Source organism: Mycobacteroides immunogenum (assembly GCF_001605725.1).
GTDB lineage: Bacteria > Actinomycetota > Actinomycetes > Mycobacteriales > Mycobacteriaceae > Mycobacterium > Mycobacterium immunogenum.
In genome coordinates this window covers 3,213,334-3,226,035 of the sequence record NZ_CP011530.1, presented here as the reverse complement: position 1 = coordinate 3,226,035, position 12,702 = coordinate 3,213,334, and the positions used below count along the sequence as shown (strand labels likewise).

General features: G+C 64.1%; 12 protein-coding genes. 8 read left to right on the top strand and 4 right to left on the bottom strand.

Annotated elements, in window-relative coordinates; genetic code table 11:
- The first annotated feature begins 4 nt into the window (after positions 1-4).
- A complete protein-coding gene (locus tag ABG82_RS15735; protein ID WP_043080596.1) occupies positions 5-1,243 on the top strand; it encodes an ISL3 family transposase in 1,239 nt (412 codons plus the stop codon).
- Positions 1,244-1,255: 12 nt separating this feature from the next.
- Here ABG82_RS15735 and dctA read toward each other — a convergent pair whose 3' ends face one another.
- A complete protein-coding gene (gene dctA, locus ABG82_RS15730; RefSeq protein WP_062826691.1) occupies positions 1,256-2,560 on the bottom strand; it encodes a C4-dicarboxylate transporter DctA in 1,305 nt (434 codons plus the stop codon).
- Positions 2,561-2,652: 92 nt separating this feature from the next.
- On the opposite strand from dctA, the gene ABG82_RS15725 reads away from it, so the two are divergent.
- Positions 2,653-3,216, top strand: a complete 564-nt coding sequence (locus ABG82_RS15725) for a nucleotidyltransferase family protein (protein WP_043075765.1) — start codon at positions 2,653-2,655, stop codon at positions 3,214-3,216.
- On the opposite strand, the gene ABG82_RS15720 is transcribed toward ABG82_RS15725, so the two are convergent.
- Positions 3,180-4,712: an NCS1 family nucleobase:cation symporter-1 gene (locus tag ABG82_RS15720; RefSeq protein ID WP_043075766.1), complete on the bottom strand. Its 1,533-nt coding sequence runs from the start codon at positions 4,710-4,712 to the stop codon at positions 3,180-3,182. The two genes, ABG82_RS15725 and ABG82_RS15720, sit on opposite strands and share 37 nt — an antisense overlap.
- A 167-nt stretch (positions 4,713-4,879) precedes the next feature.
- On the opposite strand from ABG82_RS15720, the gene puuE reads away from it, so the two are divergent.
- Positions 4,880-5,845, top strand: a complete 966-nt coding sequence (gene puuE, locus ABG82_RS15715; protein ID WP_078343235.1) for an allantoinase PuuE — start codon at positions 4,880-4,882, stop codon at positions 5,843-5,845.
- Here puuE and ABG82_RS15710 read toward each other — a convergent pair.
- Positions 5,800-6,540, bottom strand: a complete 741-nt coding sequence (locus ABG82_RS15710) for an aspartate/glutamate racemase family protein (protein WP_043075450.1) — start codon at positions 6,538-6,540, stop codon at positions 5,800-5,802. The genes puuE and ABG82_RS15710 overlap by 46 nt on opposite strands.
- A gap of 157 nt (positions 6,541-6,697) precedes the next feature.
- Between ABG82_RS15710 and ABG82_RS15705 the strand changes: the two genes are divergently transcribed.
- The 5 genes from ABG82_RS15705 (at position 6,698) to pucL (ending at position 11,254) form a co-directional block, all read left to right on the top strand.
- A complete protein-coding gene (locus tag ABG82_RS15705; RefSeq protein ID WP_043075451.1) occupies positions 6,698-7,408 on the top strand; it encodes a GntR family transcriptional regulator in 711 nt (236 codons plus the stop codon).
- Positions 7,409-7,526: 118 nt separating this feature from the next.
- Positions 7,527-9,479 carry a solute carrier family 23 protein gene (locus ABG82_RS15700; protein ID WP_043075452.1) on the top strand — a complete coding sequence of 651 codons (1,953 nt, stop codon included), beginning with the start codon at positions 7,527-7,529 and terminating at the stop codon, positions 9,477-9,479.
- On the top strand, positions 9,466-10,008 hold the full coding sequence (gene uraD / locus ABG82_RS15695; protein ID WP_043075453.1) for a 2-oxo-4-hydroxy-4-carboxy-5-ureidoimidazoline decarboxylase: 543 nt from the start codon (positions 9,466-9,468) through the stop codon (positions 10,006-10,008). The genes ABG82_RS15700 and uraD overlap by 14 nt, the downstream gene beginning before the upstream one ends.
- The gene (uraH, locus tag ABG82_RS15690) at positions 10,005-10,331 is read left to right on the top strand and encodes a hydroxyisourate hydrolase (RefSeq protein ID WP_043075454.1); all 327 of its coding nucleotides are present in this window, start codon (positions 10,005-10,007) and stop codon (positions 10,329-10,331) included. The genes uraD and uraH overlap by 4 nt, the downstream gene beginning before the upstream one ends.
- A 14-nt stretch (positions 10,332-10,345) precedes the next feature.
- Positions 10,346-11,254, top strand: coding sequence for a factor-independent urate hydroxylase (gene pucL, locus ABG82_RS15685; protein WP_043075455.1), 909 nt, complete (start codon positions 10,346-10,348; stop codon positions 11,252-11,254).
- Here pucL and ABG82_RS15680 read toward each other — a convergent pair.
- A complete protein-coding gene (locus ABG82_RS15680; protein ID WP_043075456.1) occupies positions 11,251-12,660 on the bottom strand; it encodes an amidohydrolase family protein in 1,410 nt (469 codons plus the stop codon). The two genes, pucL and ABG82_RS15680, sit on opposite strands and share 4 nt — an antisense overlap.
- Positions 12,661-12,702: the final 42 nt, after the last annotated feature.

Sequence of the window (12,702 nt, the reverse complement as noted above, 5' to 3'; positions counted from 1 at the left end):
GCCCGTGCGCGCGACCACTTTACTCAACCGTGTCCTCGACCTGCCGAAGACCACGGTCCGCGACGTCGAGTGCGGCGACAAGGTGACGGTGTGGGTGCGCCCGCAACAGCGGGTGATGTCCTGTCCGCATTGCGATTTCCGTACCCGGCACCGCTACGACACACGGATGGTGGATTCGGCGTGGCGGCACCTGGACCTCAGTGGGCGGGTATGTGTGCTCAAACTGCGGCGACGTCGGTTGCGCTGCCCCGAGCACGGTGTCCTGGCCGAGTCAGTGCCGTTCGCGCGGCCGGGATCGGGGTTCACCCGCGACTTCGAGGACCTTGCGGTCTGGCTGGCCGCCAAGTGTGACAAGAAGACGGTGTCGACGTTCTGCCGCGTCACGTGGCGCACCGTCGGGGCGATGTGTTCGCGCGTCGTGGCCGAGAAACTGGACCCCGACCGGCTGGCCGGGCTGGTCGACATCGGCGTCGATGAGATCTCCTGGCGCAAGCACCACAAGTATTTGACTTTGGTGTCCGACCACGACACCGGCACAATCGTGTGGGGTGCGCCGGGCAAGAAGGCAGCCACTCTCGACGCGTTCTTCACCGCGGCCCTACCCGCCGATGGCGCGAAGAAGATCGAGGCCGTGTCGATGGACCTCGGGCCGGCATTCGCGAAATCCGTTCGCGCACATGCCCCGCAGGCGGTGATCTGCTTCGATCCGTTCCATGTCGTCAAACTAGCCACCGACGCCCTCGACGACGTTCGCCGTCAGGTATGGCAGTCCGCGCGCAAACTGTCGGACAAGCAGATCGCCAAAACCTACAAGGGAGCCCGCTGGGCGCTGCTGAAGAACCCCGAATCCCTCACCGACACACAGAAAGCCACCCTCGCCCAGCTCAAACGCGAGGGCGGCGCACTGGTCCGCGCCTACGAACTGAAGGAATCGCTGCGGGCGGTGTTCGCCGGGGATCTTGACGCCGACACCGTCACCGACATGCTCGGGAAATGGTGCTCATGGGCGCAGCGGTGCCGGATCCCGCAGTTCGTCAAGGTCGGCCGAACCATCAACAAACACCTCGATGGCATCCAAGCCGCGGTGGAGCGCGGACTGGCCAACGGCCGCCACGAAGGGCTCAACAACAAGGTCCGGTTGATCATCCGCAGGGCCTACGGCTTCCACAACGCCGAGAACGCGCTCGCCATGATCATGCTCGTCTGCGGACCGGTGACCCTCGAACTCCCATACCACACATGAGGTCATCCACATTCATGGCAATAGAGCCGTTTCTTTGTCGAGTTGGCGTTCCCAGTTGGCTACCACCAGCGTCGCCACGCAATTGCCCAGCAGGTTCACCGAGACACGCATCGAATCCATCATCCGATCCGAACCCAGCAACAGCGCGACGGCTGCCACCGGAATGGCGCCATGACCGATGGCGCTGACGGTTGCGGACAGGGCAAGGAATGACGAACCAGGCACGCCTGCCATGCCTTTGGAGGTCAGCATCAGCACCAGCACGGCGGTGATCTGTTCCCCGAGGGTCAGGTCGACCCCGAGTGCCTGCGCGAGGAACAGCACACAGATCGACAGGTACAGGGTGGCTCCGTCGAGATTGAAGGAGTATCCGGTGGGAATGACCAGTCCGGTGGTCGTCTTGGAACAGCCCGCGTAATTGAGCTTGGTCATGATGCGCGGCAACACCACTTCGGTGGAGGCCGTGCCGAGCGCCAGAAACAGTTCATCTTTGATGTAGACGACGAATTTCCAGAGATTTACTCCCGCGAAGATCCGCGCGATCACCGCCAGCACGCCGATGAACAGCAGTGCCGCCGCATAACATGCGGCGATGAGCTTGCCGTAGCTACTCAACGAGCCGATGCCGTATTGACCCACGATGTAGGCCATCGCCCCGAGTGCGCCCAGCGGTGCCAGCCGCATGATCCACCCGATGATGGTGAAGAAGATGTGACTGAGGTGGTCGATGAACTCGAGGACCACTGGTGGCCCGGATTCTCCGAACTTGGCCAGTGCCAGGCCGAACAGCACCGCGAAGAACAACACTTGCAGCAAGGCGTTCTCGGCGAAGGCCGAGACGATCGAGGAGGGGATGATGCCGAGCAGGAACTCGACGGTATGGGGCAGCTCGCCGTTGTTGGTCTTCTTCGCGATGGCATCGGCCCCCGTCGCCAGGGTGTCCGCGTTGATGTGAAATCCCGCTCCCGGTTTGGCGAGATTGCCCACCAGCAGGCCGAACAGCAGCGCGAAGGTGGTCACCGCCTCGAAGTAGATCAGTGCCTTGACCCCGATGCGGCCGACGGACTTGAGGTCTCCGACATGGGCGATACCGAGCACCACCGTGCAGAAGATGATCGGGGCGATCACCATCTTGATCAGCTTGATGAATCCGTCGGCCAGGGGGCGCAGGTCGGCGCCGAACTCGGGCCATTGCCAGCCGATGACCACGCCCGCGGCGATCGCCACCAGCAGCTGGGTGAATAGCGAGCGATACCAGGGCGGTTTGGTCGCCGTGCGTACTGTCTGGCGCTCGGGTACCTCGCTCGCCGTCGGCATGTGGGCGACCGTATCGACGCGCTGTTTATGCGATGTGAACACCGGATTCAGCCCGTATTACCCAGCGAGTGGTTGTGCGGTTGGATGGGGAGATGGAACCCGCCCCATCGGCAGGTGTCGTTGCCGGAGCCGTGCTTGCCGCAGGAGCCGGTAATCGTTACGGCATGCCCAAGATCCTTGCCGAGGACGGGCGTTGGCTCGAACTCGCGGTGGCGGCATTGGATCGCGGCGGCTGCGACGAGATCTTCGTGACGCTGGGTGCGGCGCAATGCGAGATACCTTTGCCCGCAACGGGTATCGTCGTCGATCGGTGGCAGATGGGTATGTCGGAATCGGTGCGAACGATCCTGGAGCGTGTCCGCCTGCGACCGGAGGTGGTGGGAATCGTCATCCATCTGGTCGACCTGCCGTCTGTGGGTCCCGAGGTGGTGCGTGCCGTACTGCGCGCGAGTGGGTGTCGCCGCTCGGCGGTTGCCCGCGCGACGTTCGAAGGCAAGGCCGGGCATCCCGTGTATCTCGGTTCGGAACACTTCGACCCGGTGCTGGCGGCATTGACCGGGGACAGGGGAGCCGGGCCCTACCTGGCCGCCCGCACCGATGTGATCGGGGTGCCAGGTGATCACTGGACCGACGGCGCCGACCGGGACCGGCCGTAGATCACGTGTGCGGGGACGCTTCGCATACCCAGTAGGTAGAGGACGAAGCCGATTCCCGCGCCGAGAAACCACGTGAAGCTCGCCAGATACGTGCTGCCCCAGATGACTACCGCGATCGCCAGCGCCGCACCGACGGCCGTCGCGGCAACCGCTACCGGGTTGATGCCACCCCGGTAGAAGTACGCCCCCGCGGGCGAAAGAGTGAATAGATCGTCGACCTCGATGGTGCGACGGCGCACGAAGTAGAAGTCGGCGATGAGGATTCCGAACAGCGGGCCGATCACCGCGCCCAACGTGTCGAGCGTGTCATGGATGGTGCCCGGATTGTTGTAGAGATTCCAGGGGGTGATCAGGATCGAGCCGACCGCCGCGATCATCCCGCCGGCACGCCAGCTGATCCGTGTCGGTGCGAGGTTGGAGAAATCGAAAGCGGGCGAGACGAAGTTGGCCACGATGTTGATCCCGATGGTGGCGATCGCAAAGGTGAGCACTCCCAGCACCGCCGCTGTCGTGTTGTCGATTTTGTCCACGATCAGCACCGGGTCCGTGATGGCCGTGCCATCCGCGTCGCGGCCGATCACCGTGGTCCCCGCCGACACCGTGCAGACCACCAGCACCGCGAAAAACAGGAAGTTCAAGGGCAATCCCAGGAAGTTGCCGCGCTTGACCTCATCGAAACTGCGCCCATATCGTGCGAAGTCGCCGAAGTTGAGCATGGGGCCCGAGAAGTAGGAAATCACCAGTGCGATCGCGCTCACTATCGTCGCCGCCGCCGCGAACCCGGTTTTCGGGGGACCCGAGGCCAGGTCGAAATGCACGTTCTGCCAGCCTGCCGCGACGACAAGATAGAGCGCAAGCGCCAGCATCACCGCGTACACGGCGGGTCCGCAGAAGTCGATGAACCGGCGGATCGCTTCCATCCCATTCCAGAACACGGCAGCCTGCAACGCCCACATCAGCAGGAAACCGGCCCAGCCGAGCAACGACAAACCCAGGAATCCGTAGTCGTCGGCATTGCCGTAGCGGCTCAGTGATGGATCGAACTTGATCGCCAGCAGCACGAATGCCGCAGAAGCCAAATAGGTTTGGATGCCATACCAGGCGACCGCGATGAGGCCGCGAATCACCGCGGGCAGATTGGCGCCGCGCACACCGAACGCGATGCGCGCGGTTACCGGATACGGCACGCCAGCCTGCTGAGAAGGCCGCGCCACCAGATTGCACAGCCAGTACACCGCCGCAATCCCCACCACCAGTGCCAGGAGTACCTGCCAGGCCGAGAGACCCAGAGCGAAAAGGCTTCCGGCGAAGACGTAGCCGCCGACGCTGTGCACATCGGACATCCAGAAGGCGAAGAAGTTGTAGCCGGTCCACGTTTGGGTACGCAGCGGCGCCAGGTCGCCGTTGGTCAACGCCGGGTCGTAGCCGGATTTGATTACCCCGGCCCCGGGCCCGCTGGCCGGGGCGATTGCATCGGCCGTGAGTACGCCGGTCACGCAACCTCCAGAATCGTCCATCAGCGGCGGAAACGCTGGTGACAACCGAAACTAGGCGGCCGGTGTTGCCGTCGTGTTGCGTGCAGACAATATTTTCCCGGCTCGGAATTGCTCTACTGGAACGCGATTCGATGCGGCGATACGGGCGGCCTACTATCGTGCCCACGATGGCTCACAACGAGGCTGACCCGGTGGCATCCCGCGACATGGTGGGCTATGGGCGCACGCCACCGCATCCGCGGTGGCCGGGCGACGCCCGGATCGCTGTGCAGTTCGTGCTCAATTACGAAGAAGGCGCGGAGAACAACATCCTGGACGGATCGCCGGCTTCGGAGACATTTCTCTCGGAGATGGTGCCGGCCGAGGCGTTTCCCAATCGGCACATGAGCATGGAATCGCTGTACGAGTACGGTTCACGTGCCGGGCTGTGGCGAGTCTTGCGGGTCTTCGAACGGCGTGGCCTGCCGCTGACGATCTTCGCGGTGGCACAGGCACTGCGGCGTAACCCGGAGGCAGTGGCCGCGTTCGGAGAGCTTGGGCACGAAATCGCCTGCCATGGGCTGCGCTGGCAGTCCTACCAGCTGGTGTCACCGGATATTGAGCGCGAGCACATGGCGCAGGCGGTTCAGGTCCTGCGTGATCTGACCGGTGCGGCTCCGCTGGGGTGGTATACGGGAAGAGATTCCCCGCAGACGCGGCGGCTGGTCGTCGAACATGGCGGGTTTTCCTACGATTCCGATTCCTACGCCGATGACCTGCCGTACTGGGTGCGGGTACCGGTAAACGCCGGTGTGGCCGACCACTTGGTGGTGCCCTATACCCTGGACACCAACGACATGCGCTTCGCCTCGCCGGCTGGATTCCCCAGCGGGGAACAATTTTTCACACATCTGCGGGACGCTTTCGACTGTCTCTATGCCGAGGGCGAGGCGGGTAGCCCGAAGATGCTCTCGGTGGGTCTGCACTGCCGGCTGGTGGGCCGTCCCGCGCGGACCGTCGCGCTCGAACGGTTCCTCGATCATGTGCAGGCGCGCGAAGGGGTGTGGATCGCCAAACGCATCGACGTCGCCGAGCATTGGCGCCGGGTTCACCCGGTGGGCAGCGACCCAAACGAATCCAGCAGTCCGGCATAGGGTTTGATCAGTGGCGCGGCGAACTCACCCCGCCCCGATTTGCGCAAGCCCATGGACACCAGTGACTGCACCAGGTTCACTGCCGCGGCCACCCCGTCGATCACGGGAAGACCGATCTCGCGGGAGATGTCCCGGCATAATCCGGCCATGCCCGCGCAGCCCAGCACGATCACCTCGCTGTCGTCGTCATGGGCTGCGCGGCGACAGCGCTCCGTGAGAATGTCCTTGGTGCTGGGATTCTGGTCCAATTCCAGGACCGCGATATCGCAACCGTGCACTCCTCGGCAAAAGCGAGACATCCCATAGCGTTCGGCCAGATCCCAGGCCCGGCCGACAGTGCGCTCCAAGGTGGTGACCACACTGAAACCCCTGCCGAGATGACTGGCCATGTGCATGGCTGCCTCGGCGATGCCGAGCACCGGGCCGGTGGCCAGCTCCCTGGCCGCATCCAGACCGGGGTCGCCGAAGCAGGCGAGCACATACCCGGCAGTCCCCTCGGATTCGGCGCGGCGGATCTCGGTCAGGATGCCCGGCACGCTCAGTGCCTCGTCGTAGTGGCTTTCTATCGACACCGGTCCCATGGAGGGGTTGACGGTGGTGACGCTGGTTCCCGGCCAGGCCACCGATTCCGCCGCCGCGGCGATGGACGTGGTCATGGCCTCGGTGGTGTTGGGGTTGATCACGCGTATGCGCATGGCCGACAGGGTACGTCGGCGCCGCGTGGCGCGGGCAGCGGTGCGGTTACCGGGTATCCGGTTATGAAACGTTCGCGTTAACTCTGCGTCGCCTGCGATGGCAGCCACGCGCCACCGCTGCCAGAATCGGGTTCTGGCCGATGGCGATGGAGGGCGAATGTCACGTACGTTCCGCTACCGGCGGCTGATCAACGAGTTGCGCGCCAACAGGTCCGGTCATGATCAGACCAGTGTGCTCGACGGGTTGCGGCGTGCCATCCTCGACGGTGCCGCACCGCCGGGTTCGATGATCCCCATCAGTGAGGTGGCCGACACCTACCAGATCAGCCCCATCCCGGTCCGCGAAGCGCTCAAGACCCTTGTCGCTGAAGGCCTTGTCGACCATCGTGCCAATGGCGGATACCGTGTAGCCCAGCTCACCCTGCCCGAGCTACGTGAGATCTATTTCACCCGAGGCGTTCTGGAGCGGGCAGCGCTGGCACAAGCGGCCGCGCTGGCCACACCCGAGGACTTGGATCGCGCACTGGCCGAACATGAGCTGCTGCAACAGGCCACAGTGGAGGGTGATGCCCGGGCATTTCATCAGCACTCTCGGAAATTTCACCGCGCGCTGGTGCTGCCCTGTGGCATGCATCGCCTGTTGCACATGTTCGAGGCCACCTGGAATCTGACCGAGCCGTTTCAGGTGATGCGAACGGTATCCGCGTCGGATCAACTGCAACTGCATGCCGACCATGAGGCGATGATCACAGCGGTGGCAAGGCGTGACACCGCGGCTCTGCTGACCGTAGCGACCACTCATCACGACCGTTTGGAGTCGGTGATAGTCGCTGCCGCAGGACAATTGGATGTAGTTGCCGAAGGGTAGCGCTGTGAGGCCGCCGAAGATATAGGTAACCGGCAACCTGGCCGCAACACGTTCGATCTAGCGTCGCTTGCGCGTCCGGGTAGGTAGGCGCGGGTGCGCCGAGGCAGGGAGGTTCGCGATGAGGAGGGTCCATCCCGTTGACGAGGTGCCGTCCGCGGGCAGACTCGTCACGCTGGGCATCCAGCACGTGATCGCGTTCTACGCCGGCGCGGTACTGGTGCCGTTGCTCATCGCGCGTGCCATCGACCTGGACGCCGAGGCGCTGACCATGTTGATCACCGCGGACCTGTTCACCTGCGGTATTGCCTCGATCCTGCAGGCGGTCGGATTCTGGAAGATCGGGGTGCGGCTGCCGCTGCTGCAGGGGGTCACCTTCGCGACGCTGGCGCCGGTGATCAAGATCGCGAACGATCACGGCGGCGGCCGGGTCGGGCTGCTCACCGTGTACGGCGCCGTCATCACGGCGGGAGCGTTCACCTTTCTCATCGCACCTTTCTTCGCGCGCCTCATCCGCTTCTTCCCGCCGATCGTCACCGGCTCGGTGATCACGATCATCGGAGTGTCACTGCTGCCGGTGGGTATCGGCGACGCCACCCGCAACCCGCATAGCCCGGTGGCCGCGCATGACCCCGGTAATGGGCGCTGGCTCATGTACGCCGTGGGCACCATCGTGCTGATCGTGTTGATGCAGAGGTTCTTCCGGGGCTTCTGGAGCACTATCGCCGTGCTGTTGGGGTTGGTCGCCGGTACCGTCATCGCGTGGATTGCCGGGGACACGGACTTCGGCGGGGTCGGCGAGGCGGACTGGGTCGGGTTCACGTCCCCGTTTGCGTTCGGCGCGCCGCGTTTCGACGTGATCGCCGTGGTGTCGCTGATCGTGGTGCTGATGGTGACCGCCGTCGAGTCCACCGGCGCGGTCTTCGCCACGGCCGAGATAGTGGGCAAGCGGGTGCGCGGGGCCGATATCGCCGCGACGGTGCGCGCGGATGGCATCGCCACCATGGTCGGCGGCACCTTCAACTCGTTCCCCTACACGGCGTTCTCGGAGAATGTCGGGCTGGTGCGACTCACCGGTGTCAAGAGCCGTTGGGTGGTAGCGGCCGCTGGGGTGATCATGATGGTGTTGGGTGTGCTGCCCAAGACCGCGAAGATCGTGGAGTCGATCCCGGCTCCGGTGCTGGGCGGCGCCGCGATGACGCTCTTCGCGACGGTGGCCGTGGTGGGTATCCAGACGTTGGGCAAGGTCGACTTCAACGACCACCGCAACCTGATCATCGCCAGTACCTCACTGGCCATGGGAATGTACGTGCAGTTCTCCCAATCATCGGGCCCGTCAACGGTCTTGGACCATGGTCGCGGTATCGCGGTCCCGGCGCTTCCGGGAATCGACCAGGCAGTTCCGGGCCTGCTGCAGATCCCGTTCAGTACCGGCATCACCATGGGTGCCATCACCGCAATCGTCTTGAACCTACTGTTCTTCCATACCGGCAGCCGTGGTGTGGCCGTGGCCGGGGGCGGAACCATCCGGCTCGCGCAGGTCAACGAGATGACGCTCGAACAGTTCCGGCACACATTCGGTGGCTTGGTCCAGAACGTGAATTGGGTGGTAGAGCGCGCCTACCGGCAACGGCCCTTCGCCGACACCCACGACCTGCGCAGCGCTTTCCAGGAGGCGATGCTCACCGGCAGTGACAGAGAACAGCGTGAACTCATCAGATCTTTCCCCGATTTGGGCGCGGAGGACGAAGCTGGAGAGATGGCGGCCGTCGACCACACCATTTTGCAGACGCTCGATGAGAGCGAGCTGAACAACGTGGTGAGTTTGGCCAACGCCTATCGCGAGCATTTCGGTTTCCCGCTGGTGATCTGCGCGCGCGAGACCGAGCGCTACGAGCGGCTGCTGCGCAACGGCTGGAGCCGCATGGAGAACTCCGCGACCAGCGAGCGCGCTTTCGCCCTCATCGAGATCGCGAAGATCGCCAACTACCGGTTCGACGATCTGGTCGCCGAGGCCAATCCCATCACGGCCGCTCGCTTCGGGCGCTTCGAGGATTTTCATGCGACGCGTTGACTGGCGGGGGATCGAGAGCTTCAACGAGCTGAGCGATGCCCAGGCGATCCACTGGCTCTACGAATGCTGTTCATCGCGAATATGGGCACTGCGGGTGGCTGCCGGCCGGCCCTTCCGCGACGAGGAGGCCCTGTACAACCGGGCAGACCTGATCCTGGCCGAACTCACCGACGCCGATCTCGACGAGGCACTCGACGGTCACCCGCGGATCGGGGAGCGGTCGGCCAATGCGGCGTCCCGGCGCGAGCAATCCGGTGTCGCGGGTGCCGATGCCGCGGTCCTGGATCGCCTGCGCGAAGGTAACGCCGAGTATGAGAAGCGTTTCGGCTACGTGTACCTGGTATTCGCGAACGGCAGGCCGGCCGGGGAACTGCTGGCGATCCTGCAGGAGCGGCTTAAAAACGATCCGGGGCACGAACGCCGGGTCATGAGAATGGAGTTGGGCAAGATCAATCGCAGCCGCCTGGCCCGGATGCTTGGTCCTGCCGGGCGGCATGCCGACGACATCGAGACGGAAGGCGATACATGACGGGATTGAGCACCCACGTGCTGGACGCGGTATCCGGACGCCCCGCACAGGGTGTGCGGATAACGCTGCACGACGGTGCGGGTGAGCAACTTGCCAGTGGTACAACCGATGCTGACGGAAGAATCGGCGATCTCGCTGGGGCCGCGTTGGCCACCGGCGACTACCGACTGGTGTTCGATACCGGAACATGGTTCACGGACAACGGAATCCAGGGTTTTTATCCGGAAGTGATCATCAGCTTCCGGAACGACGGAAATGCCGGGCACCTGCATGTGCCGCTGCTGCTGAGTCCGTACGCCTACTCGACCTATCGCGGCAGCTGAGAAAGGAAGCATCTATGGGAATCGTTCTCGCAGGCAACCAATATGGCAAGGCCGAGAATCGAGTGGTCCGCATCTATCGGGACACGCCGCGCCACGAGATCAAGGACCTCAACGTCGGTAGCGCCCTGCGTGGGGATTTCGCCGCGGCCTACACCGCTGGCGATCAGCGCAAGGTGCTGCCCACAGACAGCCAGAAGCAGACCATCTATGCCTACGCAAAAGAAAAAGGCATCGAGACCATCGAACAGTACGGGCTCGATCTGGCGCGTCACTTCGTGGACGAATACGAACCGGTGACCGGCGCACGGATCGAGATCGATGAATATGCCTGGGAACGAGTGACCGTCGACGGACGCGAGCACGATCACACCTGGGTGCGCACAGGTCAGGAGGTGCGCACCGCCGAGATCACGGTCGACGGCACCGGTGTGCAACAGCAGACGTGGGTGATCGGCGGACTCAAGGATCTGACCGTGCTCAAATCCACTGGCTCGGAGTTCCACGATTTCCTGGAGGATAAATACACGATCTTGCAGCCGACCACCGATCGGGTGATGGCTACCTCGTTGGTGGCCAAATGGCGCTTCGTGGGTACCGATATCGACTGGGATGCAACGTATGCCGGGGCGAGGGGGATCATTCTGGAGAGGTTCGCCACCGTGCACTCGCTGGCTCTGCAGCAGACGTTGTACGAGATCGGCAAGGCCGTTCTGGAGGCATACCCGACAATCGTCGAGGTGCGGCTCTCGGCGCCCAACAAACACCACTTCGTCTATGACCTAGCGCCTTTCGGGCTGGAGAACCCCAACGAGGTGTTCCATGCCGATGATCGCCCGTACGGATTGATCCAGGCCGTTATCGCCCGAGACGACGCCCCGGACGCCGGGCCGGCATGGGAACCGCATCTGGCCTGGCTGGCCTAGCGGTTGTCATCGAGGTATCCGGTGATCTCGCGCCCCCGCACCAGGACCGAGCCGATGGCGGGCTCCCGCAGCCCCATCAGCAAACGGAATAGTGTCTGCTCGGTGGCCAGCTGCTCGTCATCGGACCGGATCCCGTGGGAGAGGTTGTCGGCCAGGGGCTCAGATCGGTTCGGATCGATGATCAGGAAGTCCGCCTGCTTGCCCGCATCCAGATTGCCGAACGTGGCCTCCCGGTCCAGCGCGCGTGCTCCGGCCAGCGTCGCCGTGAACAGTAACGCCGCTGGGTGCAAGGACACCGATGCCCCGGCGGTTTCGGAGATGTGGACCTTGAAGCAGTCGTTCAGCACGCGGGCCAACAACCATTCGTCTCCGCCTGCCACATCGCTGCCGAGTGCGACGTTCACTCCGCTCGCGATGGTCCGGCGCCACGGCATGGTGCCCGAGCCCAGGAACAATTGGGAGGTGGGGCAGTGCGAGATCGAGGTTCCCGTCTCTGCCATGCGAGCCAATTCCCGGTCGTGGCAGTGCACGGCATGCGCCAGGATGCTTCGGCGTCCCAACAGAGTTGATCCGCCTCGGCGAGAGCCGGGTAAGAAATGACCGTCGTAGGTATCCAGGTAGCTATCGACCTGATAGGTCGACAAGGTGGTGTCCACCTCGCCAGTGCCTGGCCGCGCGTTCTCGCTCAGGTGGGAATGGAAGTAGACGCCGTCACCGCGCACCGCGTCGTAGAGCTCGCCGAGCGCGGTCAGGGTATCGGTGTCGACAGACAGCGCGAATCGCGGAACCAGCGCGACGTCGGTCAGCCCACTGCCGTGCCAGCTGTCGATTTCGTTGGCACACAGCGCTATCGCACGCTGGGTCGAGGTGAGCAAAGGCTGCGCACTCGGTGGTCCCACGGTTTGCACCCCACGGCCGGTGACCATCCGCAGGCCCGCCGCGTGGGTGGCCGAGAACAACAACTCCTGCGCCTCGGGGAACGCCGAGCCCATGACCATCGCGGCGGTGGTGCCGGCGGCGATCCGGCGGCGGCAGAATGCCTCGGCCGCCCGCTGCGCCAGGCACGGATCGGCCAGGCGCGCCTCAGCCGGGAAGATGCAGTGCTCCAGCCATTCCAGCAGCTGGCCGCCACCGTACGAATCGGTGCAGTAGGTCTGCGGGAAATGCATATGGGTGTCCACGAAGCCGGGCAACAGGAAGCCGCCTCGGTGGTCGTGGACATCCCATGCCGCGTAGGCCGGGGGCAATTGGGAATACGCTCCGCAGTAGGCGATCACGCCATCGGTACCGACCGCCAGCGCGCCGTCGGGGATCGACTGCAGATGTGCGGGCGCATCGTTCACCGTGGGGGAGCCTGTGATGTGAAAGATGTGCCCGCGATAGACGGCAGCGGCGATCGGGTCCATCGCACCATAGTGCACAGTGCACCTCGGTGGCGCAGCGCAAAG

What these genes read in the sequence shown, in the direction of transcription:
- dctA (WP_062826691.1), bottom strand. Translation starts at nt 2,560, where the DNA reads ATGCCGACGGCGAGCGAGGTACCCGAGCGCCAGACAGTACGCACGGCG.
- ABG82_RS15725 (WP_043075765.1), top strand. Translation starts at nt 2,653, where the DNA reads ATGGAACCCGCCCCATCGGCAGGTGTCGTTGCCGGAGCCGTGCTTGCC.
- puuE (WP_078343235.1), top strand. Translation starts at nt 4,880, where the DNA reads ATGGCTCACAACGAGGCTGACCCGGTGGCATCCCGCGACATGGTGGGC.
- ABG82_RS15710 (WP_043075450.1), bottom strand. Translation starts at nt 6,540, where the DNA reads ATGCGCATACGCGTGATCAACCCCAACACCACCGAGGCCATGACCACG.
- ABG82_RS15705 (WP_043075451.1), top strand. Translation starts at nt 6,698, where the DNA reads ATGTCACGTACGTTCCGCTACCGGCGGCTGATCAACGAGTTGCGCGCC.
- ABG82_RS15700 (WP_043075452.1), top strand. Translation starts at nt 7,527, where the DNA reads ATGAGGAGGGTCCATCCCGTTGACGAGGTGCCGTCCGCGGGCAGACTC.
- uraD (WP_043075453.1), top strand. Translation starts at nt 9,466, where the DNA reads ATGCGACGCGTTGACTGGCGGGGGATCGAGAGCTTCAACGAGCTGAGC.
- uraH (WP_043075454.1), top strand. Translation starts at nt 10,005, where the DNA reads ATGACGGGATTGAGCACCCACGTGCTGGACGCGGTATCCGGACGCCCC.
- pucL (WP_043075455.1), top strand. Translation starts at nt 10,346, where the DNA reads ATGGGAATCGTTCTCGCAGGCAACCAATATGGCAAGGCCGAGAATCGA.
- ABG82_RS15680 (WP_043075456.1), bottom strand. Translation starts at nt 12,660, where the DNA reads ATGGACCCGATCGCCGCTGCCGTCTATCGCGGGCACATCTTTCACATC.